Origin of the sequence: Cellulomonas humilata (genome assembly GCF_013359775.1) — a bacterium.
In the GTDB taxonomy this organism is placed as follows: Bacteria; Actinomycetota; Actinomycetes; order Actinomycetales; family Cellulomonadaceae; genus Cellulomonas; species Cellulomonas humilata.
Genome location: NZ_JABMCI010000056.1, coordinates 81321 through 104611 on the forward strand (window position 1 = coordinate 81321; position 23291 = coordinate 104611).

The following is a 23291-nucleotide window of genomic DNA, read 5'->3' on the forward strand; positions in this document are numbered from 1 at the left end:
CTCAGCGCGGCCAGTCCACCTGCGGGCTCGCGGTCCAGGCCAGCTCGAGGCGGTCCCAGAACGGTGCCTGCTGCGCGACCCGGGTGCGGAAGTCCTCCCAGTCGCGCCGCTCGGGCGCCGACCACGCGACCTCCGCGACCGCGGCCAGCCGCGGCAGCAGCATCTGCGTGAGGCCGGACAGGTCCCGGATCGTCTCGGTCCACACGGCGGCCTCGACGCCGATCACCGAGTCCGCCGGCACGCCCTCGATCAGCGTCGACGGCTCCCACTCGTAGGCGTCGCGCAGCTCGATGTGCCCCGCCCACTCCAGGCCCAGCTCGGTGCTCGCGTCGTACTTCATGTCGAGGTAGGCCTTCGACGCGGGCGACATCAGCAGCAGCGCACCGGCCCGTGCCGCCGCGGCGAACGGTTCGGGGTCCACCCGCGTGTCCCAGTACTGCACGACCGTGCCGGGCTCCAGCGGGGTGTGCGCGATCTCCTGCCAGCCGACCACCTTCTTGCCGGCGGCGCGCACGGCGGCGGAGGCGGCCGCGACGAGCGTGGCGTACTCGTCGGCGGCCATGGTCAGCACCTCGTCGCCGCCGATGTGCACGTAGTCGCCCGGCGTCATCGCGGCGACGTCGGCGAACACGTCGGTCAGGAAGGCGCCCGTGGCGGGCAGGTCCGCGTGCAGCCGGCTGAACCCGACCTCGATGCCGGTGTAGGTGTCGGTCGGCTCGCCCGACGGGGTCAGCTCCCCGTAGGCGTGCGTCGCCGCGTTGACGTGGCCCGGGACGTCGATCTCGGGCACGACGCGCACACCCCGCACCGCCCCGTACGCGACGAGGTCCGCGAAGTCCTCGGCCGAGTAGAAGCCGCCCGGGTCCCCGTCGACCGACGTGCTGCTGGAGAGCCTGGTGAGCAGGGGCCGCGACGGCACGTGCAGCCGCCAGCCCTGGTCGTCGGTGAGGTGCAGGTGCAGGACGTTGAGCTTGTAGTGCGCCATGACCCCGATGACGACCTTGAGGTCCCGCGCGGGGAGGTAGTGCCGGGCGACGTCGACCGACAGCCCCCGCCACTCGTACCGCGGCGAGTCCTCGATGCGCACGGCGGGCACCCGGAGCACGCCACCCGGAGCGGACACGATCAGCTGGCGCAGCGTGACGACGGCCCGGACCAGCCCGGCGGGCGTGCGCGCCTCGAGGTCGATCCGCCCGTTGCGCGCGATCAGCCGGTAGGCCTCGTCGCCCGGCGGCAGGTTCTCGACCAGCCGCAGGCGCACGATGTCCGACGCCCCGCTCTCGGCGTAGCGCACCTCGACCGACCGTCCCCCGACGCGGCCGAGCAGGTCCGCGACGAGCACCGCGAGGCCGATCAGGTCGGGACGACCCTCGGCTACCACGGTCGTCGCCTCGGTCAGGACGAAGGGGGCGTCCCCGGTCCGCTCCAGCGCGGCGGGCTGCGGGATGACGGCGATCACGTCGGGCACGGGGCTCCTCGGCGGGACGGGCGGCGGACGACCTGATCGAATCGTTCCGGGCAGACGCTACTCGACCTGCGCCGCGAGCCGCCGCGCGAGCACCGCGCAGGTGGCCAGCTGGAGCTGGTGGAACGCGATCACGGGCAGCGCCACGCTCGCCGCGAGCACCGGGTCGAACAGCACCGCGGCCATCGGCAGGCCCGTGGCCAGGCTCTTCTTCGACCCGCACATGAGCAGGGCGATCCGGTCGCCCCGCTCGAGCGCGAGCCACCGGCCTCCGCTCCACGTGAGCGCGAGCATCGCCGCGAGCATGGCGGCGCACACCACCACCAGGGCCACCAGGGCCACCCAGGTGACGTGCGACCACGCCCCCGACACGGTCGCCTCGCTCACCGACGTGTACGCGACGAGCACGAGCGTGCTGCGGTCGGTGACCCGCGTGAGCTGCGGGCGGGCGCGCAGCCACGGTCCGATCCAGCGCTGCACCAGCTGCCCGAGCGCGAACGGCAGCAGCAGCTGGAGCAGGATCCCGGTGATGTTGCTCCCCGACACCGCGGCGGTGCGGACCATGAGGACGGCGACGAGCAGCGGGGTGAGCACGATGCCGACGACGTTCGAGATCGTCGCGCCGGTGATCGCCCCCGCCACGTTGCCGCGCGCGATCGACGTGAACACGACCGACGACTGCACGGTCGACGGGAGCAGCGCGAGGTACAGCAGGCCGGTCTTGAGCTCGGACGCGAGGACCGCGTCGGGCAGCAGCTGGACCAGCAGGCCGAGCACCGGGAACGCCACGTAGGTGGACGCGAGCATCGACCCCTGGAGACGCCAGTTGCGCAGGCCGGCCCAGACGTCACCCGTGGCCAGACGCGCGCCGTACAGGAAGAAGAGCAGGACGATCGCCGCGGTCCGCACCACGTCCAGCACGTCCGCGACGCCGCCTCGCGCCGGCAGCAGCAGCCCCAGCAGGAGCGCCGAGAGGATCATCACGACCAGCGGGTCGACCCACCCGCGAATGCGGTGCCAGCGGCTCTGTGAAGCGATTCGGGTCGGCACGCCAGAAGGCACAGCGGGGGGCACGGCCACAGTGTGCCACTCGCGCTCGACGCGCGAATCCGACAAATCACCCCTAGATTCATCGGTCGTACCCGATCGAACCCCTCGAAGTCTAGGAGTTCCACATGACACCCGAAGGCATCATCTCCGCGATCATCATCGGCGCCGTGATCGGCATCCTCGGCCGGCTCCTGGTGCGCGGTCGTCAGCGCATCTCGCTGCTGCTGACCATCGTGATCGGAATCGTCGCCGCCCTCATCGGGACCTACCTGGCGTCGCTCGTCGGCGCGCAGACCACCGCTGGCGTCGACTGGATCGAGCTGTTCTTCCAGGTCGCGCTCGCCGCGGTCGGCGTGGCAGCGGTCTCCGGCAACCGCCGTCGCGGCCGCAGCATCCTCTGACGCCGGCACCCGCTGCACGACGAAGGCGGCCTCCCGATGGGGGGCCGCCTTCGTGCTGCGGGTGGAGCTGAGGGGATTCGAACCCCTGACCTTCTCATTGCGAACGAGACGCGCTACCAACTGCGCCACAGCCCCGCGAGCGGGCTAAAGACTAACACCAGCGCCCGGTGGATCGCGAAATCCGGGCGGTCACTCCCCCGCGACGCGGCGCTTGGCCAGGACCGCGTTCAGGTCGATGCTCCCGGTGGTCTCGACGGGTGCCTCGAGCGGCGCGCGGTCGGTCCCGGCGGGCGCCTCGGCGTCCGCGGTACGGGCGGCGGTCGACCCCTCGAGGTTCTCCAGCGGGACCGGCTCCCGACGCGGTGCGGACGCCTTCATCGTGTAGGTGGGGCGCGGCACGGGCACCGGCGACCAGGCGTCGTCGTCCTCGTCGGCCGCCGTCTCGGTGGTCCGCTCGGCGACCGACCGGCGGACCACGGGGACCTGCCCCGTCGACGCGTGACGCGCGGGGCCGTCGGACTCGCCCTTGTCCTCGACGATGCGCTCGAACACCTCGGTGCTGGCGTCGGAGGGGTGGACGGCGCGGCCGGTGACGAACGCCATGGGGGCCTCGAGCGGAGCAGCGGCCGTCTGCGCAGACTTCTCTGCGGCCTGCTCGGCAGACTTCTCGGCAGATCTCTCCGCGGCCTTCTCGGTCGGAGCCGACGCTCGCGACGCCGTCGCCACCGCCCGCATCGCGCCCGTGCGCGGCCCGGAGGCCACCCGGCGCTCGTCGGCGATCTTCCGGGCCCAGGCCTCGTCGGCCTCGCGCCCGGCGAGGACCGCGCGACGGCCGAGCACGAGGACGGAGCCGAGCAGGACGGTCGGCACGGCGCCTGCCACCCAGGTGACGAGCGGGCTGAGACCGACGACGGCCCAGCCGACGACGGTCGCGACGACGAGGAGGCCGGCCAGGAGCGCGCGACGGCGCGCGGCAGCGGCGCGACGGGCGACGGAGGCCGCCCTGGCGGCACGCGCCTGCGCAGCGCGGCGAGCCGCGTCGGCGGTCATCCGGTCCTGGGTGCCGTGCGGTCGGTCCACGGTGGTGCCTCCTGTCGCGCTCCCGGTGGCCACCGGGAGCCCCTTGCCCGGGGTCAGCAGCCCCGCGGTACTGCTCGCTGTCGGCCCGCACTCCGCGGACGAGGCCTCCAGACGGATGCGCCGGTCGCTCACCGCGACCACGCGCAGCGCCTCGGAGAACCGGTCGTCCGCCCGGGACTCGAGCAGCTGCTGCCGGTGCCGCAGCTTGTGCGGCACCAGGTATGCCACCCACAGGCCGACCAGCGCGAGCGCGACCGGTCCTGCGAGATCGTTCACGTCACGACGGTAGGCGTCCGCACCGCGCGCGCTCGGGACCAGTGCGGCGTGTCGGCCTGTGCGTCACCCGTTCCGGGTCCGCCAGCGGGCGAGCAGCCCTCCCGGCACGTCCTCGACGGTGAGCGCGAACGAGCGGTGGTCGCACCAGCGGTCCTGGATGTGCAGGTACCGCTCGCGCAGCCCCTCGTCGCGGAAGCCCAGCTTCTCGACCACCCGCAACGACGGCCCGTTCTCCGGGCGGATGTTGATCTCGACGCGGTGGAGCTGGAGGGCGTCGAAGCAGTGGTCCGTGGCCAGGGCGACCGCGGTCGGGGTGATCCCCAGGCCGGCGACGTGCTCGGACACCCAGTACCCCACCGCCGCGGACCGCAGCGACCCGTACGTGATCGACGAGACGGTCAGCTGCCCGACGAGCCGCCGGTCGAGGTCGATGGCGAACGGCAGGGTCACGCCGGCACGGGCTTGGGCGGACAGGGACCGCACGAAGGTGCCGAACGACGGCCGCGGGCCGGTGACGGGGATCGGGCTGGTGGCGTCCCACGGCTCGAGCCACGACGCGTTCTGCGCCCGCAGCGCCATCCACGTGTCCTGGTCGCGCCGGCGCAGGGGCCGCAGCCGGACGTTGTCCTCGACGAGGACGGCGGGCCATCCGGGCGCCATCAGCCCTCCAGGACCAGGCAGTGGACCACCTGTCCGGGATGCACGGTCAGGTCCTGCTCGCCGACGACCGCGAGCGCGTTGGCGTGCGCGAGCGCGCTCACCGACGGAGCCGAGGGGTCGCCGATCGGCGTCACGCGGTAGCCCTCGTCGGGCGAGCCCAGCACGGTGGCCGGCACGAACTGTCGCAGCCCGGGCGGGGAGACCCAGCCCTCGGTCACCTCGGCGGCGACCGACGGGCGGAACAGCTCGGCGTGCCCGGCCATGGACCGCAGCGCCGGCCGGACGAACACCTCGAACGACACCTGCGCGGCGACGGGATGCCCCTGGAGCGCGAAGATCGGCACGGACTTGTCGCTGGCCAGGTCGTCCGCCACGGTGCCGAACCCGTGCCGCTGGCCGGGCGTCATCGCGATCTGGTCCAGCCGCACGCTGCCCATGGGGGCCAGCACGTCCTTGACCGTGTCGTGCGTCAGCTCCGACAGGCCGCCGGTGATGACGATCAGGTCGGCGCGCACCAGCTGGTCCTCGATGGCCTCGCGCAGGACCGCGCGGTCGTCGCCCAGGATGCCGACCCGCACGGCTGCGGCGCCGGCGTCGCGCACGGCCGCCTCCAGGGCGTGACCGTCCGCCTCGAACACCCCGCCCCCGGACCGGTCGGCGTTCGTCCCGGGCTCGATCAGCTCGTCACCGACGGAGAGGAGGACCACGCGCGGGGTCGGGTGGACGCGCAGCCGTCCCCGGCCCATGGCGGCGGCGAGGGCCAGCTGCCGGGCGCCGAGCCGGGTGCCCGCCTCGAGCACGACGCTGCCCGCACGGACGTCGGACGCGGCAGCACGCACGTGCTGACCGGCCACCGCCGGGCGCTGCATGGCCACCCGCGCGGTCCCCCGGTCGGTCTCCTCCAGTGGCACCACGGCGTCGGCACCCAGCGGCAGCGGCGCACCGGACGCGATCCGGACCGCCGTGCCGGGCACCAGCCTCAGCGGTCCGCCCGAGCCGGGGCGCACGTCGTGGGCGACCGGGAGCGCCTGCGCGCTCGCGTACCCGGCACCGGCCGTCTCGTGCGCGGCCACGGCGTACCCGTCGCGCGACGCCACCGCGAGCGCCGGCAGGTCGTGCGACGCGGTGACGTCGGCCGCGAGGATGCAGCCCACGGCGTCGCGCAGCACGACGTCGAGGGGTGCGACCGGTCCGACGGCGGCCAGCACGGCCGCGAGGTGATCCTGGACCGATCTCATCCGGGCATTGTGCCCTGAACAGCAGGTCAGTCGGGCGGCGGCGTGCTGAGAGTCTTTGCGAACTCGCCCCGCCACGCGCGGAAGTCACAACTCATCCCTCGGACGGTCGTCGAGGGGTCGGTGGGTTTGCGACACTGGTCCCATGAGCAGCGTCGCCCAGCCGTATCCGCGCGTGTCCGAGGGTGACGAGGTCGAGGACGTCAAGGAGCGGCTCCGGGTGGCCATCCGCAACGCCCGCAAGACGCGTTCCGTCCGCCTCCGCGAGGCCGCCGCACGATCGCTGGCGGACGTGGTCCTCACCATCCCGGCGGTCGCCGACGCCACGTGCGTCTCGGTGTACGCCGCACGTGCCACCGAGCCCGGCACCGGACCGCTGCTGGAGGCCCTGGCCGCTCGTGGCGTCCGGCTGCTCCTGCCCGTGCTGGGCAGCGGCCTCCAGCGGGACTGGGCCGAGTACGCGGGCGTCGACGACCTGCGCGAGCGCGCCCCCGGCCGCCCCCCGGAGCCCGGCGGGCCGACGCTCGGCGCGGCGACGCTGGCGGAGGCCGACGTGGTGATCGCCCCGGCGCTCGCGGTCGACACCACCGGCGCACGGCTGGGCCAGGGCGGCGGCTGGTACGACCGCGCCCTCGAGCACGCCCGGCCGGGCGTGCCGGTGGTCGCCCTCGTCTTCCCCGAGGAGCTCTACGACGCCGCCACCCGTCCGCTGCCGCGCGAGCGGCACGACCGGCTGGTCGACGCGGTGGCGACCCCGCTGGAGTGGCACCACATCACGGCGTGAGCGTCAGCCTGTCCCGGGCGTCCGCCTCGGTGGCCGCCCCTGTGAACGGCCACGGGAACGTCTCCCCGCGCGACCACGGGCCCAGCTGGTCCGCGTAGTGCACGCTCGCCGGGTGGCCCGAGGCGCCGGTGAGGGTCACCCACGTGGACGCGTCGAGGTCACCGAGGTCCACCACCATGCGCATCGACGGCGCCGCGGTCACCCCGAACGACCCGGAGCTGGCGTCCCAGGCGGTCGCGTCCACGATCGAGGACCCGCCGCCCACGGGGACCGGGTCGGGGTTGACCAGGTTGCGGATCACCCCGGGCAGCGACGACCCACCCAGGACCGGGTGCTCGGGTGCCGCGGTGTGCACCCGCCCCCAGCGCCACTCGGACGCGTCGCGGCCCAGCTGAGCGGTGAGCTGCCGGCGCGCCTCGACCATGGCGCGGGTCAGCACCTCGTCGCGACCCTCGACGACGCCCGCGGTCGTCTTGTCGTCCCACCACGGTGACGCCGGCTCCTCGAGCAGCCGACGGACCACCTCGAGCCAGCGCGACCCGCCGTTCGGCCCGTAGCCGTCCGGCAGGTCGTCCGCGAAGGCCGAGCTGAGCACGTCGACCCAGACGGCCGCGAAGTAGGCAGCGGCGGCCGAGTCGGGCGACTGCACCCGGTCCCACGTCCGCAACAGCTCCTGGCCGTCGTCGTCGAAGGAGTCGTCGATGTCGAGCGTGAGCAGCACCGGGACGAGCACGTCCGCGAACGGGCTGTGCTGGTCGTTCTGGATGCGGGCCATGTCCGCCACGTCCACCTTGCCGTTCGCCGTGGCCGCGGTGAGCAGCTCACGGATCCGCTGCGCGCGGTAGCCGTAGTCCCAGTCCTCCGTGAGGAACGGGCCGACGCCGGCGGGGGTGACCGCCTGGTTGGCCGTGACGACGACGCCCTCGACCGGGTCGAACGCGCGCGGCATGGCGGCCGCGTCGACGAACCCCTGCCAGTCGTACCGGCTGTCCCAGCCCGGCCGCGGCCACGTGCCGTCCGAGGGGACCGGGCTGTCGGGGACGTTCGCACGGATCGGGATGCGCCCGGGCGCCTGGTAGCCGATGTGGCCGTCCGTCGTCGCGAAGACGATGTTCTGCGAGGGCACGTCGAACAGCGCGGCCGCCGCCTGGATGTCCGCCGCGGACGTCGCGACGTTGATCGCGAGCACGGCGTCCATGGTCCGGCCCGGCTGCAGGGCGGTCCACGCGAGCGCGACCTCGAAGGTCCGCCCCGGAGCGCCCTCGGGGACCGGTGCGGTACCGACGCCCACGAGGTCCAGCACGTCGGACACCAGCGGCCCGTGCACGGACTCCCGGACGGTCAGCTCCACGTCGTCGCCGCCGTTGACCTTGATGACCTCGGTGCGCTCGGTGATCGGTGCGGACCCCTCGTCGAGCCGCGTGGTGTCCTCGTCGACCCGCTCGAGGACGAAGTCGGTGACGTCGGCGCCCAGGTTGGTCAGGCCCCACGCGAGCGAGCCGTTGTGCCCGATGACCACGCCGGGCATGCCCGCGAACGCGAAGCCGGAGACGTCGAACGGGCAGGCGGCCGACACCTCGTCGCAGCGCAGGCCCATCTGCTCCCAGATGCCCGGCGCGGAGATGCCGAGGTGCGGGTCGTTGGCCAGCAGCGGCTTGCCCGACTCGGTGAGCGCGCCGGACACCACCCACGAGTTCGAGCCGACGCCCTCGCCGTCGCCCATGAGGTGCGGCACGGCGGCGAGCGCGGCGGATGCGGACGCCATCGCCTCCTGGAGGTCCGCGCTGCCGAGGTCGAGGGGCACGGCGCTCGTCGACGCGGCCTGCTCCGCCGTGGTCACGGGCAGGTTCGCGGCGGTGAGGATCGGCAGGTTGAGGTCCTGCGGGTAGGTGGGAAAGAGCTCCTCGACGCGGGCGACGTCACCGATCGACGAGAACGAGGCGGCGCGCTCCAGCTCGGCGTCGTAGTTGCCGCGCAGGTCCCACGCCATGGCCTTGAGCCACGCGAGCGAGTCGATGGGGTCCCACTCCTGCGGCGCCCCGACCTCCACCTGGAGCCCGAGCACGCTGTACTCGACGGCGACGGCACCCGGGTCCCGGCCGTCGAGGTAGTCGTTGACCCCGTCGGCGTAGGCCTGGAGGGCGTCGCGCGTGGCGGGCTGGAGCAGGGTCCACTCCTGCTGGGCCACCCGGCGCCAGCCGAACGTGCGGATCACCTTGTCCGCGGCCAGCGCGTCCTCGTTCTCCCCCACCAGCTCCGAGAGACGCCCGGACGTCACGTGCCGGCGGTAGTCCATCTCGAAGAAGCGGTCCTGCGCGGCCACGTAGCCCTGGGCGCGGAACAGGTCGCCCGACGTCGTCGCCGTGATCGTCGGCACCCCGCGGTCGTCACGCGTCACGACGACGTCGGCGTCGAGCCCGGTCAGCTCCTTCTCGCCCGAGACCTCCGGGAGCGGCCGGCGCACGACGATCACGGCGGTGACCATCACGGCGACGAGCGCGACGACGACCACCGCGGCGACGGTGACCAGGGAGACACGAAGGAGGCGACGACGAGGCACGCTTCGGAGGGTACTTCGCCGCTGCGGGTCCGGCCGTCGTGGCGACCGGCGCGGGCGGTCGGAATGTCCCGAGCGGCACAACGGTTAGGATTGGCACTCGGATGATGCGAGTGCCAGACCATCGCGACCCGCTCGACCAGCTGCCAGGAGACCTTCAGTGCCCACCTACGCCTACGCCTGCACGGCGTGCGGTCACGCCTTCGAAGCCGTCCAGTCGTTCAGCGACGACTCGCTGAGCGTCTGCCCCGAGTGCGACGGACGCCTGCGCAAGGTCTTCTCCTCCGTCGGCGTCGTGTTCAAGGGCTCCGGCTTCTACCGCAACGACGCGCGCGCCGGTGCCAAGTCGTCGGCCCTGAGCCCCGCCGCCAGCACGCCGAGCTCCACGCCGGCGTCGACCTCGTCCTCCTCGTCGGACTCCTCGACCTCCAGCACGCCGTCGACGCCCGCTCCGGCAGCGAAGCCCGCAGCCTCCGCCTGACCTTCTCCGCCTGAGCCTCGGCGCCGTCACCCGCGGGTGACGGCGCCGTTCTCGTCTCTCGAGCCGTCCGCAGCCCGGTCGCACGGCCGGGCGTCCACAGCCTCTCGGCGCGCGGCATGCTGCCCCGGTGGCCCGCCTACGGTCGGCCGTCATGCACCCTCAGCAGCTCGCCGGACGTCCCGCGCCGCTCCCCCACCGCCGCCGACCGTTCGCGGTGGCCCTGCGGTCCGCGCTGTGGCGCTGGCGGTTCGCGGTCGCGGCGGTGCTCGTCGGCACCGCCGCCGCCTGCACGGTGCAGTCGCTCCGCCCAGCCGACCCACCCACGTCGGCGGTCGTGGTGGCGTCCCGCGAGATCCCGGCCGGGACCACGCTGACCAGCGCCGACGTTCGCGTCGCCCGGTTCCCGCGATCCGTCGCGCCTGCCGGGGCGGTGGCGGACCCGGCGGAGGTGATCGGCGGCTCGGCCGCCGTCCCGCTCGGGGTCGGCGTTCCCGTCCTGTCCGGCCTGCTGGCCGACGACGAGGTCCGCGGTCCACCCGGCACCGTCGTCGCGACGGTCCGCTTCGCCGACCCGGCGGTCGCCGGGCTGCTGTCGCCCGGAGTCCGGGTCGACGTGCTGGCTGCCACGCCGGAGGGCGGGCCGGGCGGGGTCGTGGCGACACGTGCGCTCGTCCTGCCGGTCGCCCGCCAGGACTCCCCCGGTGGGGCCTTGGGGCTGAGCGGCTCCGGCGACGCGTCCGTCCCGGTCCTGCTCGCCGTCTCCCCGACCGAGGCGCCAGCCCTTGCGGGAGCGGCCGCCTCCGCCTTATTGTCGGCGGTCGTCGTGCCATGATCGTGCAAACCGGACGAGTTGCGTCGACGGAGCACGACAACCCCCAGACCTCCGACCCACCTCAGTGACCGCAGAAGGCGGACCACCGACCGAAGGGAATCGCGACGATGCTCCAAGGATTCAAGGACTTCATCTCCCGCGGCAACGCGATCGAGCTGGCCGTCGGTGTCGTGATCGGTGCCGCGTTCGGCCAGGTGGTCGCGGCGCTCGTCGACGGGTTCATCGGGCCGCTGATCGCCGCCATCCTCGGCCAGACGGATCTGAGCTCCGTCTGGACCTTCTCGATCAACAACGCGGTGTTCTCGCTGGGTCTGATCCTCCAGGCCCTGATCCTGTTCCTGTTCACGGCCGCTGCCGTGTACTTCTTCATCGTCGTCCCGATGAACGCCCTGGCCGCGCGCCGCAAGCGCGGCGAGGAGGCCGAGCCCGAGGCTCCGGCCGAGGACATCCTGGTGCTCCAGGAGATCCGCGACCTGCTGGCCCGCAACCTCACCCCGGCGATCGTCAACGACGCGGGGACCGGTGCCACCACCACGCCCCCGCCGTCGATCCCGCCGGCCGTCTGACCCGACAGCCACGAACGCCCCGGGTGAGCTCACCCGGGGCGTTCGTGTTGCTACCGGAGAGCGTCGAGGAACGCGAGGGAACGCTCGGTGAGCAGCTGCGCCGCCGCCGGGTCGTACGAGGACAGGCTGCTGTCCGCGAACAGGTGCTGGTCGCCCGGGTAGACGAAGAGCTCGGCGTGCTCGGCCTCCTTCACGAGGGCGCGGGCCGCGTCGATGTCCCCCTCGCCGGCGAAGAACGGGTCGGCATCCATCCCGTGGATCTGCACCGGGACCCCCTTCGGCCACGGGCTGTCGAACTCCGCCGTGGGGACGCACGACTGGTAGAACAGCGCGCCGCGGGCACCGGGACGCGTCTGAGCGAGCATCTGCGCGGGCAGCACCCCGAGGGAGAACCCGGCGTAGACCAGCCCGGTGGGCAACGTGTCCACGGTCTTCTGGCCGCGGCCCATCACGGTGCCGAACCCGACCTCGTCGGCATAGGCCAGGCCCGACTCGAGGTCGTCGAACACGTGCCCGTCGAACAGGTCCGGCACGTGCACGGTGTGCCCGGCGGCGCGGAGCGTCTCCGCGAACTCCTGGACGCCGGACGTCAGCCCCTGGGCGTGGTGGAACAGCAGGACCTCAGCCATCGATCTCTCCTTCGTGGGGTGCACCCGCGCAACCCGGCGATCCTCTCGCACGGGTCCGACACGCGCTCTACCAGTGCGGCGGCTTGTCCTGGCTCAGCCGGTCGTCGTTGGAGCCGGCGTCGCGGTCGCCCCAGCCGACGTCGGAGTCGTCGACGCTGCGCCGCGCGACCGCCGGCTCGGGCGCGGGCGTCGCCGACCCCGTCGGGACCGGAGTCTCAGCGGCGGGGTGCGTGGAGACGAGGTTCGCGTCGTCGCCGCCGACCGTGCCCGCGTGGCGGACTGCCCGGCGCGGGCGACGGGCAGGAGTCTCGGACGCGGTCACGCCTCGATGATCCCACCTGGTCGGTCAGCGCATCGCCCGGGTGATCGCGCTGCGCACCGCGGTGTCGATCCGGTACGACCGACGGGTGATGCCCAGCTCGTCACGGAGCGCCGCCGCCAGCTGCTCGCGCGTCCGCTCCTGCTCGTCGGACTGGAGCCACGTCACCAGCTCGTCCAGCTGGTCGTCGCTGTACGCGCCGATGGGCAGGCCGCGGCGCACGTCGGGCCGCTGCCGGGTCGGAACCGCGAGGGCGAGCTGGAGGGCACGGCTGGGCGGCTCCTCAGTGGGCTCATCGACGGGCGCATCGACGGGCTCTGCGGCGGCCGGCCCCACGTCAGTCGGATCGGCGTCGGCGGCCTCGATGACCTCGACCGTCGACCACACCCCCGTCGCGGGACGGGGCTCGTTCGGGTGGGCCGATGCTCGCGCCGCCGCCCGAGCGGCCGAGGACTCGGGCGTCGGCAGCTCCTCGGCGTCGTCGGCCTCGTCGAGCAGACCCAGCTGCAACGGGGCGCTGCGGGGCGGTGCCGGGGCGGGGACACGCGCGTGCACGGCGCGGCGGATGCGGTCGACCTCCGCCTGCGGGTCCATGAACGCGGCCGCGGACCAGACGCGGATGACGCTCCAGCCCACGCGCTCGAGGCGGTCGGCGGTGAGGCGGTCCCGGACCCGGACGCTGGGCTCGGCGGTGTACTCGGCGTCGTCGGTGAGCACCGCGACGAGCATCTCGCCCGGCAGGTCCGGGTGGCCGACGACCAGCGGGATCCGGTCGCCGCCGGGGATGCCGTGGTCGGCCTCCACCAGCAGACCGTGCTTCCAGAGGCGCTCGGCGAGGTCGAGCAGCAGGCGGTCGGGCTGGGCCGCCGCGGCCAGTGCCTCGTCCGCGGCAGCCGCGGCCGCCGACAGCGACCGCAGCAGCGGGTCGGTGGGCTCGGGCGGCGTCACCAGGTCGGCGACGTCGTGCCCGGCTCCGCGGCGGGCAGCGAACGCGAGCAGGTCGGCCAGCAGCCGCGGGCCGGGCCCGCGCAGCCGCTCGGGGTCGAGGTCGTCGGACCCGAAGCACGCCACCAGCGTGAGCCGGTGCCGGGTGGACCCGAGGGCGTCGAGCAGCAGCGCGTCGCCGCCGGGCGCGGAGATCGGACCGAACGTGTGCAGCACGCGGCGGTGCGGGGTGCGGCCCAGGCCGAGCGACAGGATGATCGCCTCGCGGCGCAGACCGGCGACGTTGGGCAGGTCGGTGACCACGAACGGGTCGACGCGCCCGGAGTCGAAGAACGCGGCGAGCGCGGGGTTGCCGCGGACCTCGGACAGGACGGCCTCGCGGACGGCCTCGGCGTGGGTGGAGGTGACCGTGATGACCGCGAGCGTCTCGTCGGGCCGCAGCAGGGCGTGCGTGAGCACCAGCTCGACGACGTGCTCGACCTCCTCGCGCGTCGAGTCCACGGACCCGGTGTCGCGGTCGGGCATGCCCGTGCCGTCCACGACGTCGAGGCCGACCAGCGGGCGGTACTGCGGCAGGGGCGTCGCGCGCAGCACGCCGGCGTAGCCGTGGGCGGCGAGGAACGCGGTGAGGTACGGGTCGCGGCGGGACGAGTCGGCGCGCAGCGCCACCGACGGCAGCACGTCGGCCAGCTCCCGGACCGCGGAGCCGGACGCGCACCGCGCGTCGCCGACCACGACGACCTGCCGCCCGCGCGCCACCGCGGCGAGCGCGACCTCGACGGGCAGGTGCGCGGCGGAGTCGATGACCACCAGGTCCACGGTGCGCGTCGGCGGCAGCACCTGCGGGACCAGCATCGGGCTGGCGGCGACGACCGGCCGCAGGCGTCGCGCCACGTCGGGGTGCCGCACGACGGTGTCGCGCAGCGAGGTCAGCCGGTCCTCGACCAGGTCCGCGAACAGGGCCTCGGCCTGCTCCCGGTGCTGGCGCAGCGCGTGCGAGACGTGGCCGACGACGGCGCCGAGCACGGGTCCGGACAGGCTCTTCACGTGCGCGCGGTCGAGCGTCGCGTACTGCGCGGACAGCGCGCCGAGCGCGGTGCCGTCGTACCCGGCCAGCGCGGGGTCCTCCGAGAGGATCTGCTCGATGACGGTGCTCCACCACGCAAGGTCCAGCTCGGCCGGCGCGATCGCGGGGTCGATGCGACGGGTCGCCAGGTCGTCGACGAGCGCGCCGAGGCCGGCGTTCCGCAGCCGGTGCAGGAGGCCCGTGCGGTCGGGCAGGTCGGTCAGCGCGTCGGTGTCGGACCGCAGGCGGGTCAGCCGCTCGGTCAGCGCCGCGAACGGCAGGCTGGACAGGCCGCCTCCGCCGGGGGTGGTCGCCAGCACCTCGTCGAGAGCGTCGAGGTCGGCGCGCACCGCGGCGAACTCCTCCTCGATGTGCTCGAGGCCGTCGGGCAGCCGCGGCCACCCGCCGGACGGGCAGTGCGCCTGCCAGATCTCCCGCTGCGCCTGCACCTCCAGCAGCCCCGCGTGCAGGTCGGCCACCGGGCGGCCCGGCCGGACCATGTCCTTCGACTGCTTGCGCAGGCGGCGACGGAGCCAGTAGCCCATCTCCATCCCGCGCTCGGCCCGCCACTCCTTGGTGGCCGTGGCAGCGACGAGGTCGGCGGCGGTGCGCTCGAACACGATCGGCTGGAACACGTCGAGCGCCGCGCGGACCCCGTCGAGCATGGTCAGCTGCTCGGCCCACGCCACGACGGTGGTCGCCTGGGTCAGGCCCGTCTCGGCGGCCACCTGTGCGGTGCGCTCGACGAGCGCCGGGAGGGTGGAGTCGAGCACGCGAGCCAGGCGGCGGACCACGTTGTCGGCGTCGGCACGCGTGCGCAGGTCGGCGCCGTACCAGGGGGTGTCCGTGGGCCGCATGCGGAAGGCGCCCAGCTCCCCCACGCGCACCAGGTCGGCGGTCAGGTCCGCGCGGCGGGGCGCGTCGAGCACCCGCGCGACGTCCGGCGACAGGCGCACGGTCGTCTTGGGCGTCGGGCGCGTGGAGGTCAGGCGTGCCAGCTGCTGGAGCGCGTCGTACGCCGAGACCCCCCACGGGGTGCGCTCGGCGTGCAGCGCGTCCACGTAGGCCCGGAGACGCTCCCGCGTGCTGACGAGCTCACCGCGCAGCGCCACGACACCGTGCGCGTCGACCGCGGGCGCCTCGAGCGTCATGGCACCGAGCAGGCGTCGGGCGATCGCCGAGCGCCAGCCGGCCTCGGGCGCGACGTCGAGCAGCAGGTCACCCAGGCCCAGCACGCCCAGCCGGTCCGCGAGCGCGGTGGCCGCGCGGCGGTGCCCAGGCACGTACAGGACGGTGCGGCCGCTGGCGGCGGCGTCGGCGACGAGGGCGGCCAGCGTGCCTGTGACGTCGGCGCCGGCGGGGGCGTCGACGAACAGGTGCGCGCCGGTGGCCACCACGTCGAGCACGTGCTGCTGCGCGGGGTCCAGGTCCCCGACGCCTCGCTCGTGGCCGGGGTCGCGGTCGCCGCGGACGGGCACGGGCAGCACCCGACGCAGGCGGGTCCGGGACTCCTCGACCCCCGCGAGCGCGGAGACGACCTCGTGGCGCTCGAGCGTGCCGGACAGGTTGTCCAGGTCGTCGACCAGGATCTGGCCGGGGTGGACGAAGGTGCCGACCACCACCCGCTCACTCATGGAGAAGTCGTCGAGCACGGCCTCCCCCAGCGACGTCAGCCGCTGGAGCGCGCCGCGCGGGTCGAAGCCGTTCGAGGTGAAGGTGCCGCGTGCGACCGCGCCCGGGTCGAGCAGGGCACCGCGTGCGCGCAGGGCCCGTGCGAGCACGGGGTTGACCTCGAGCGACGGCTCGAGGGCCAGCTCGTAGTCGCTCTCGCCCGACCCCCGGGCGCGCAGGGTGACGGGCCGCAGGAGCACGGGGGCGCGAACGGTGCGCGGGGCGGCCGCGTCGTGCTGCTCACCCTCCCCGGCGCGCTGGCGGGTGACCGAGGCGAGCGCGGCGACGTCGTCGCTGGCGATGTCCGGCGTGGTGCGCTCGGTCCAGGTGGCCACACCGATGGCCAGCGAGGTGGGCGCGATGCCGTACCGCTGCGCGTACACGGCGGCGCGGGCGCTCACGGCCCGGGCGCGACGGCGGGCAGTCGAGAGGGCCGACCCCTCACGGATGAGGTTGGACAGGCGCGTCTCCCGGCCGGCGAACAGCTGCGAGATGCCGGACGGGTGCGCGGCCGACAGGTCGAGCGCGGCGTCGCCGAGCAGCTCGACGTCGACGAGCGTCGACCCACCTGCGGCCTCGACGAGGGCAGCGCGCCACGTGGCGACGGCTCCTTCGAGGAGCTCGGCAGGCGTGGGGGGCTCGACGAGCACCGGGCGGTCGGCTGGGTCTGCGCCGGTCTCAGGAGCCTGGTCGGGTCCCGGGCCGGTGGTGCGCACGGGGATGGTCACGCTGGAACGCTAACCGCGCTGCCGCATGTTCTCGGGCATGGCGCGCCGTAGGTGCCCGACCCGGACACACAGAGAGCGGGACGGGTCAGGGGACCCGTCCCGCTCTCCGGACGCTACGACGGTGCGCACCGCGCAGGGGGCAGGCGATGCGCACCGTCAGGACGAGTGTGCGGCACGAATACGGTGCTGGTCAAACGTCCAGGCCGCCCATCCGGGTGAATCCCGCGGGTGGAATGGCGAACCTGGGAGCCGTCTGCATGCGACCGGTGAACGGCGGCCCGGATGGCGTCGCCGCACCGCTGTCGGAGGGTGCGGCGACGCGAGCGGAGGCGTCGTCAGATGGCGCTCTTGCAGCACGGCTGGATGGACAGCTGGGCCTGGGCGGACGACGCGGTGGCACCCGTGATTCCGGTGACGGCGGCGAGGGCGATGGCCAGGGCGATGCTGAGCTTCTTCATGAGGGGACCTTCCCGAGGATGTACCGGACTCTCCCGTACACCTGGAATGGTCCCTAGCCCATGTCTGGACCGCAATGACGCAGGACACTAGGGGGTAGACATCACGCTCGCGGAGGGATAGGGAGCACCCCCCGGATGCCCGCCGCCGCGAGCGCACGGCCGTACGCCTCGACCACCCGCTCGTCCTCGTCGCCGGCCACCCGCAGGCGGTCACCGATGCGCCGCCACAGCGTCGCGGCCGACCGCCCGGACGAGATCATGTCCAGCAGCTCGGCCGCCGACCGGTACTCCTTGACCGCCTCGGTCCGGGCGCGCTGGGCGAGCATCGCGTCGCCGAGAGCCTCGTGCGCGGACGCGGCGTCGCGACGCACCCCCTCACGCAGCAGCTCGACAGCCCGCTTGGCGTAGTGCTGCGCCTGCGCGGGGTCGTCCAGCAGCAACCACGCGCGCGACCGGACCGAGTCGGCGCGGGCCAGCTCGATCTGCGACTCGCCCACCTCCAGCGCCGTCTGCGCGGCGTCGAGGTCCGCCAGCGCCTCGGCGGCCCTCGGGGGGTCGACGGAGACGAGCAGCAGCGCCCGGTCCAGCCGGAGGCGGGGCAGGTCGCGGTCGATCTCGTCGGCACCCGCCAGCGCGATCGCGGCCTCCAGCTGCGCCAGTGCGGAGTCGGGCTCCCCCAGCGCGTCGTCGATGAACGCCAGGTTCCAGTGCACGGACGACACCGCACGCGCCGAGCCGTGCCGACGGGTGTGCGCGAGCAGCTGCCGACCGCGGTAGCGCGCGTACGTGGTGTCCCCCCGGGCGATGTACGCCCAGACGATCGTCGACTCCAGGCGCACCACCTCGTCGCTGCCGGCCACCGACTCGGGCAGCTGCGCCAGCAGGGCCTCCCCGCGTGCGACGGCGCGGTGCAGGTCCGCGGACTCGGTCAGGGCCATGACGATCCGCATCGCCGAGTAGGCGGCCTGCGTGTACCGGCGCGCGCCGATCAGCTGCGCACACACGCGTTCCAGCGCCTCGACCGAGCCCTCCAGGTCACCCGCGAGGTCCAGGGCCTCGGCGTGCGCCAGCCCGACGCGCGCGGCGGTGTCGACGTCCAGACCGCCCAGGTCCACCTGCGCCAGGACGTCGGCCGCCTCCCGCGCGTCCCCCATCCGGGACAGCCGACGCGCCTCGACGAGCGCGTCCTCGGCCGAGCGGTAGTCGGGCGCCTGCTCGCCGTCGAGCAGGTAGGCCACGGACACGCCCAGCACCTCGGCCACCCGGGCCAGCGCGTCCTCGCCCAGGGTGCGACGGTCACGCTCGACGTGGGAGATGTAGGTCGGGTGCACGCCCGCACGACGCGCGAGCTCGCCCTGGCTGAGCCCGGCCTTCTGGCGCGCGTCGCGCACACGTCTGCTCAGCGGATTCACGTACTTACGATAGGGACCCCCGACGACCATCGGAAGCGGAGGCCCCGCGACCGCAACCCGTCCGAGTGAACGATCCGGACATTCCCCCTCAATCTCGGCATAGCGACCACGGGCGATGTCCCGCACACTGGCGGGATGAACCCGCCCGCCGCAGTCCCGACGACGGCAGGCGTGCGCCAGCTCGACGTGCTGGTGGTCGGCAGCAGCAACGTCTGCCGGTCGCTCGCGGCGGAGCGCCTGGTGCGCGACCGCCTCGGCGCGGGCGGCGGCGTGGCGGTGACCAGTGCCGGGACGCGCACGGAGCCCGGCGAGCGGGTTCCGGAGCTGTTGAGCGAGCTCCTCACCGGCGCCGGTCTGGGGACGGACGCGCACCACGCGCGCGAGCTGACCGCGGAGATCATCGCGTCCGCCGACCTCGTCCTCACGACCACCCGGTCCGAGCGCGCCACCGTGGTCCGGCAGGTCCCGGCGGCGGTCGGCCGGACTTTCACCCTCCGCGAGCTCGCCCGCGTGGCCGGATCTCTCGGTCCGGCGGCGCTCCCGGAGGGTGACGTGGCCGCGCGCCTGTCGGCCCTGGTCCGGGCCGCGCCGGCGCGCCGCGGGCCCACCGCGCCCGCGGATCCCGCCGACGACGACCTGCTGGACCCGGCCGCCCTGGGCAAGGGGGCGTACCAGCGGTCGTTCGACCAGGTGCGGGCCGCGGTCGACGCCATCGCGTGGGCGGTGCTCTCGAACCCGAGCCAGCCGGTCCCCGCCCCACCCGAGCCAGTCGTGGCGCCGGTGCGGCCCAGCCACCGCCTGCGGAACGCGGCGATCGCCGTGCTCGGTTCCTTCCTGCTCCTCATCGTCGTCGCCACGTGCGGCGCTCTGCTCGTGGCCGGTGTGCTCGACAGCCGGGTCGACCGCTTCCCCGACCCCTTCGCCGGTCTGACCGACCGCCCGGCCCCGTTCGCGTCGGGTCCGGGCGAGGCGGCTCCGGTGACGATCCTGGTGCTCGGCTCCACCGACGACGTGCGCACCGAGGACACCGAGGACTGGGCCGCCGCGGCCGCGCAGACCGACGTCGTCATGCTCGCGCACGTCTCCGCAGACCGCTCCAGCGCCCAGGTGGTCGCCATGCCGCCGGACCTGTGGGTGGAGGTGCCCGGCACCGGTCCGGGCACCCTGCGCTCCGCGTTCGCGGCCGGTGGGCCGCCCGGGGCCGTGGAGACGGTCGAGCACCTCACGGACGTCCGGCTGGACCACGTGGCGCTCACCGACTCCGAGACCTTCGCCCGGGTCACGCAGGAGCTCGGCGGCGTGTACCTCGACCTCGAGTCCGACCTGGTGGTGAACGGCCGGGTGGCCGCCGCGGCCGGCGAGCGCCGCCTCAGCGGGGAGCAGGCGCTGGCGTGGGTGCGCGGGACCGGCGCGGACGACCTGGCGCGGGCCGAGCGGTCGGCGGTGTGGCTGCGCGCGATCCTGGACCGGCTGGGCGACAGCGACGTGCGCGGGAACCCGATCACCTGGCTGCGGCTGCTGGGTGTGGTCTCCGGCTCGGTCGCGGTGGACGAGAGCTTCGACCGCGCCGAGATGGTGGGGCTGCTCACGAGCATCCGCGCCCTGGGCCCCGGCGAGGTGGAGGTGGTCGGCGCCCCGACGACCGTCTCCGCGGCCGGCGAGCAGCCCGTGCTGGTGCCGGACGCCGTGCCGTTCGGCACCCTCATGGACGCGCTGCGGGCCGACACGCTCGACGAGCACCTGGACGCCGGCGGCTAGCCTCCCGCATGGACGGTGACGACCACCTTTGCCCGGGCGTGCTCGCCCTCGAGGTAGCGCATGGCGTCCGCGGCCGCGGGTAGCGGATAGGTCCGGTCCACGGCGGGCACGATCGTCCCGGCCTCCGCCAGCTCCCGGAGGGTGTCGAGGTGCTCGGCGCCGGGACTCGTCGACAGCGCGACGATCCGGTGCCGCACGAACGGCGCCGCCAGCTTGCTCCGCAGCAGCAGACCGATCGGGCCGAACAGCGAGCCACCCTCGGAGACCCCGCCGCCGGACAGGACGAGGGTCCCGTCGGGCGTGAGCGCGCGACGCAGGTCGCGCAGGGAGCGGTTGCCGACGAGGTCGAGGACGACGTCGTACCGGCGGCCGGCACGGAACGCGTCGTCGCGCGTGTAGTCGACGACGTGGTCGGCGCCGAGCGACCGCACGAGCTCGACGTTGCGGGTGCTGCACACTGCGGTCACCTGGGCGCCGTACGCGTGCGCCAGCTGCACCGCGAACGTCCCCACGCCCCCGGACGCGCCGTTGATCAGGAGGCTCTGACCGGGACCGACGCGGCCTCGCAGCCCCTGCAGGGCCGTCGTCGCCGCCAACGGCATCGCGGCCGCCTGCTCGAAGGTCAGGTGGTCGGGCTTGCGGGCGACCCGGCGCTCCGGCGCGCTGACGTACTCCGCGAGCGCGCCGTCGGACTCCCCGTAGACGTCGTCGCCGGGACGCAGGCGGGTCACGTCGCTGCCGACCGCCTCGACCGTGCCGGCGAAGTCCGAGCCCCGGATCAAGGCCTTGGGGGCACGCCGACCGAAGTCGGGCGACAGCCGGGCGACGTAGGGGTCGCCGCGCATCAGGTGCCAGTCGCGCGCGTTCAGCGATGCGGCCCGCACCCGGACCAGGACCTCGTCCGCAGCCGGGACGGGAGTGTCGACGTCGGCGAGCGTGAGCTCGTCGGGTGAGCCGTACCGATGCTGCACGATCGCCTTCATGGCGCCTCCCTTACGTTGTAAGGAGAGCCTGCCTTACAACGTAAGGGTGGTCAAGGGGTCGTGGCCACCCGCCGCCGGTCGAGGCCGTCGAGCAGCAGGTCGAGCCCGAACTCGAACTCGGTCTGGTCGTCGCACCAGCCCAACGTCGACGCGGGGTCGTCGTGCGCGATCTCGGACAGCATCGCCACGAGGTTCGGCAGCTCGGCGGCGACCTCCGGCGGCAGCGAGTCGGCGGACCCGCCGTCGCCCGGGTCGAACAGCTCCTGCGAGAACCCCATGGCGCGGCTGCCCAGCGCGTGCAGCGCGTGGTGGGCGAGGTCGAAGGAGAAGCCACCCGCGCGCAGGAGGCCGACGAGCCGGTCGTGGTAGCGCACCACCTCCGGGCTCGTCGCCGCCCGGGTGGACAGCAGCCGCGACGCCCACCGGTGCCGCAGCAGCACAGCGCGGGCGGCGAGGATCCGCGTCCGCACGGCGACCTGCCAGTCACCCCCGGCGTCCAGCTCGTCGACCGCCTCGTTGATCTCCCGCACGACGAGGTCCACCGCACCGTCGAGCAGGGCGTCCTTGTTGGCGACGTGGTGGTAGAGCGACATCGCCTCGGCGCCGAGCTCGTCGCCGACCCGGCGCATCGTCACCGTCTCGATGCCGTGCTCGTCGGCGATCGCGACCGCGGTCCGCAGCACGCGCTCGCGGCTGAGCGGGAGCCGCTGCTCCGACCTCGACGACGCCACGTCTCCCATGCTCGGATCGTACGGCCGGCGTTCCCTGGGGTCGGCCTGGGGTTTCCCCACCGATCTGGGGCACCCCAGGGTCCTCGTTCATGGCAACCAGGCCGGCACGCGGCCTGACCCACCATGAAGGGCACGATCATGACCACCGTCTTGGACGACATCAACGACGCAGTCAAGGACTACCCGACGAACTACCTGACCATCGAGATCATCGACGTGAACTGGCCGGGCGTGGCCATCAACGACGGTGAGGAGGTGGAGTTCCGCTTCCAGGTCACCAACAGGGGCCCGCTCACGATGACCGACCTCTCCTTCAAGGTCGAGGGACGCAACGGCACGGAGATCAAGGTCAGCGGCGCCGCCGCGCAGTGGGAGGACTGGCACGAGACCAGACCCGGCTGGTTCCCCGACCTGAACGCGCACGCGGGAACGACCCCGGTGACCTGGACGGGCGATCCGTTCCTGTTCCGGGCCACCAACGCGTTCACGACGCCCCGCGAGCTCGTCCGGGTCTCGGTCGCCGGCTGGCAGACGACCTGGGACCACATGCTCACCAACCACACGGAGGCCGACCCCGACCTGCGGGGCAGCTACAGCAGCGCCGTCGCGGTGCAGTGAGGGCCGACCGATGCCCACCGTCAGGCACGCCCACTTCGAGTTCTTCGAGGCCAACGGCTTCGTGGCGGGCGACACCCGCACCATGAGGCTCTTCCTGCCCGCCCGAGCCGCCGGCTCGTACGTGCAGACCGCGGTCGCGGCGAGCGCCAGCCCGTTCCACGCGTCCAACGAGAACCGTCAGCTGCGGGTCACCACCCTGTCCATCAAGTCGGACGACCCGAACCCCAACACCAACAACCTCCCCACCGTCCGGGTGAAGGTGGAGAGCATCGGGCCGGACGCGCCCCTCATCTGGTACCTCAACCTCAGCTTCATCGAGCCGTAGGACGGAGACCGACCATGAAAGCGCACGTCACGTACGCCGACGACGGCACGATCCTCTCGATCGGCCTCGGGGGCGGCCTGCTGGCCGACGACGAGTCGACTTCCGGGGAGTTCGAGCTCCCCGTCGGCTTCCCCAGCCTCTCCGGCCCGGATGCCGAGGCGGAGGTCTCCCGGGCCGTGGCCCAGCTCGTGGCCAGGCCCGGGGGCACGACCCTGACCGCCCGGTCCTGAACGGCCTCGCGCGATCCCTCCGTCATCCCGG

22 protein-coding genes and 1 tRNA gene are annotated in these 23291 nt (G+C 74.0%); 9 read left to right on the plus strand and 14 right to left on the minus strand.

Annotated features, from left to right (window positions below):
• Position 1: 1 nt before the first annotated feature.
• Complete coding sequence (locus HP550_RS06495) at positions 2-1468, minus strand: family 20 glycosylhydrolase (protein WP_175346775.1); 1467 nt, start codon at positions 1466-1468, stop codon at positions 2-4.
• Between the two features lie 57 nt (positions 1469-1525).
• The gene (locus HP550_RS06500; RefSeq protein ID WP_343048016.1) at positions 1526-2449 is read right to left on the minus strand and encodes a bile acid:sodium symporter family protein; all 924 of its coding nucleotides are present in this window, start codon (positions 2447-2449) and stop codon (positions 1526-1528) included.
• 191 nt (positions 2450-2640) lie between these two features.
• Here HP550_RS06500 and HP550_RS06505 point away from each other — a divergent pair, with 191 nt between their 5' ends.
• Positions 2641-2916, plus strand: coding sequence for a GlsB/YeaQ/YmgE family stress response membrane protein (locus HP550_RS06505; RefSeq protein WP_175346776.1), 276 nt, complete (start codon positions 2641-2643; stop codon positions 2914-2916).
• A gap of 62 nt (positions 2917-2978) precedes the next feature.
• Here the strand turns inward: HP550_RS06505 and HP550_RS06510 are convergent.
• The 4 genes from HP550_RS06510 to HP550_RS06525 form a co-directional block, all read right to left on the minus strand.
• Positions 2979-3051, minus strand: a tRNA-Ala gene (locus tag HP550_RS06510).
• 54 nt (positions 3052-3105) lie between these two features.
• Positions 3106-4272: a hypothetical protein gene (locus HP550_RS06515; protein WP_175346777.1), complete on the minus strand. Its 1167-nt coding sequence runs from the start codon at positions 4270-4272 to the stop codon at positions 3106-3108.
• 63 nt (positions 4273-4335) lie between these two features.
• Entirely contained in the window at positions 4336-4932 is a 597-nt protein-coding gene (locus tag HP550_RS06520; protein WP_175346778.1) for a GNAT family N-acetyltransferase, read from the minus strand.
• Entirely contained in the window at positions 4932-6170 is a 1239-nt protein-coding gene (locus tag HP550_RS06525) for a molybdopterin molybdotransferase MoeA (protein WP_175346779.1), read from the minus strand. The genes HP550_RS06520 and HP550_RS06525 overlap by 1 nt, the downstream gene beginning before the upstream one ends.
• Before the next feature lie 142 nt (positions 6171-6312).
• On the opposite strand from HP550_RS06525, the gene HP550_RS06530 reads away from it, so the two are divergent.
• Positions 6313-6951, plus strand: a complete 639-nt coding sequence (locus HP550_RS06530; protein ID WP_175346780.1) for a 5-formyltetrahydrofolate cyclo-ligase — start codon at positions 6313-6315, stop codon at positions 6949-6951.
• On the opposite strand, the gene HP550_RS06535 is transcribed toward HP550_RS06530, so the two are convergent.
• Positions 6941-9511, minus strand: coding sequence for a penicillin acylase family protein (locus HP550_RS06535; RefSeq protein WP_343048017.1), 2571 nt, complete (start codon positions 9509-9511; stop codon positions 6941-6943). The genes HP550_RS06530 and HP550_RS06535 overlap by 11 nt on opposite strands.
• Before the next feature lie 157 nt (positions 9512-9668).
• Here HP550_RS06535 and HP550_RS06540 point away from each other — a divergent pair, with 157 nt between their 5' ends.
• From HP550_RS06540 to mscL, 3 genes are all read left to right on the plus strand, one after another.
• On the plus strand, positions 9669-9989 hold the full coding sequence (locus tag HP550_RS06540; RefSeq protein ID WP_175346781.1) for an FmdB family zinc ribbon protein: 321 nt from the start codon (positions 9669-9671) through the stop codon (positions 9987-9989).
• Between the two features lie 151 nt (positions 9990-10140).
• Complete coding sequence (gene cpaB / locus HP550_RS06545) at positions 10141-10821, plus strand: Flp pilus assembly protein CpaB (RefSeq protein WP_175346782.1); 681 nt, start codon at positions 10141-10143, stop codon at positions 10819-10821.
• Positions 10822-10928: 107 nt separating this feature from the next.
• Positions 10929-11387 (plus strand): large conductance mechanosensitive channel protein MscL, encoded by a 459-nt coding sequence (mscL, locus tag HP550_RS06550; protein WP_175346783.1) that lies wholly within the window; start codon positions 10929-10931, stop codon positions 11385-11387.
• Positions 11388-11437: 50 nt separating this feature from the next.
• Here the strand turns inward: mscL and HP550_RS06555 are convergent, their stop codons facing one another.
• The 5 genes from HP550_RS06555 to HP550_RS06570 all read right to left on the minus strand — a co-directional run bounded on the left by HP550_RS06555 (position 11438) and on the right by HP550_RS06570 (position 18615).
• The gene (locus HP550_RS06555; RefSeq protein ID WP_343048018.1) at positions 11438-12067 is read right to left on the minus strand and encodes a dienelactone hydrolase family protein; all 630 of its coding nucleotides are present in this window, start codon (positions 12065-12067) and stop codon (positions 11438-11440) included.
• A 16-nt stretch (positions 12068-12083) separates the two neighbouring features.
• The gene (locus tag HP550_RS06560; protein ID WP_175346785.1) at positions 12084-12338 is read right to left on the minus strand and encodes a hypothetical protein; all 255 of its coding nucleotides are present in this window, start codon (positions 12336-12338) and stop codon (positions 12084-12086) included.
• A gap of 24 nt (positions 12339-12362) precedes the next feature.
• The gene (locus HP550_RS22965; RefSeq protein ID WP_175346786.1) at positions 12363-16745 is read right to left on the minus strand and encodes a hypothetical protein; all 4383 of its coding nucleotides are present in this window, start codon (positions 16743-16745) and stop codon (positions 12363-12365) included.
• Positions 16746-17080: 335 nt separating this feature from the next.
• Complete coding sequence (locus tag HP550_RS22670) at positions 17081-17203, minus strand: hypothetical protein (RefSeq protein ID WP_281362150.1); 123 nt, start codon at positions 17201-17203, stop codon at positions 17081-17083.
• Between the two features lie 101 nt (positions 17204-17304).
• Positions 17305-18615, minus strand: coding sequence for a helix-turn-helix domain-containing protein (locus HP550_RS06570; protein WP_175346787.1), 1311 nt, complete (start codon positions 18613-18615; stop codon positions 17305-17307).
• A gap of 135 nt (positions 18616-18750) precedes the next feature.
• Here HP550_RS06570 and HP550_RS06575 point away from each other — a divergent pair, with 135 nt between their 5' ends.
• Positions 18751-20373 carry an LCP family glycopolymer transferase gene (locus HP550_RS06575; RefSeq protein WP_175346788.1) on the plus strand — a complete coding sequence of 541 codons (1623 nt, stop codon included), beginning with the start codon at positions 18751-18753 and terminating at the stop codon, positions 20371-20373.
• Here HP550_RS06575 and HP550_RS06580 read toward each other — a convergent pair.
• Positions 20370-21356, minus strand: coding sequence for an NAD(P)-dependent alcohol dehydrogenase (locus HP550_RS06580; RefSeq protein ID WP_175346789.1), 987 nt, complete (start codon positions 21354-21356; stop codon positions 20370-20372). The genes HP550_RS06575 and HP550_RS06580 overlap by 4 nt on opposite strands.
• Before the next feature lie 50 nt (positions 21357-21406).
• Entirely contained in the window at positions 21407-22096 is a 690-nt protein-coding gene (locus HP550_RS06585; protein ID WP_175346790.1) for a TetR/AcrR family transcriptional regulator, read from the minus strand.
• Positions 22097-22225: 129 nt separating this feature from the next.
• On the opposite strand from HP550_RS06585, the gene HP550_RS06590 reads away from it, so the two are divergent.
• The 3 genes from HP550_RS06590 to HP550_RS06600 are packed head-to-tail and all read left to right on the plus strand — an operon-like array spanning position 22226 to position 23260.
• The gene (locus tag HP550_RS06590) at positions 22226-22705 is read left to right on the plus strand and encodes a hypothetical protein (RefSeq protein WP_175346791.1); all 480 of its coding nucleotides are present in this window, start codon (positions 22226-22228) and stop codon (positions 22703-22705) included.
• A gap of 10 nt (positions 22706-22715) precedes the next feature.
• Positions 22716-23030 (plus strand): hypothetical protein, encoded by a 315-nt coding sequence (locus HP550_RS06595; RefSeq protein WP_175346792.1) that lies wholly within the window; start codon positions 22716-22718, stop codon positions 23028-23030.
• A gap of 14 nt (positions 23031-23044) precedes the next feature.
• Positions 23045-23260, plus strand: a complete 216-nt coding sequence (locus HP550_RS06600; RefSeq protein WP_175346793.1) for a hypothetical protein — start codon at positions 23045-23047, stop codon at positions 23258-23260.
• Positions 23261-23291: the final 31 nt, after the last annotated feature.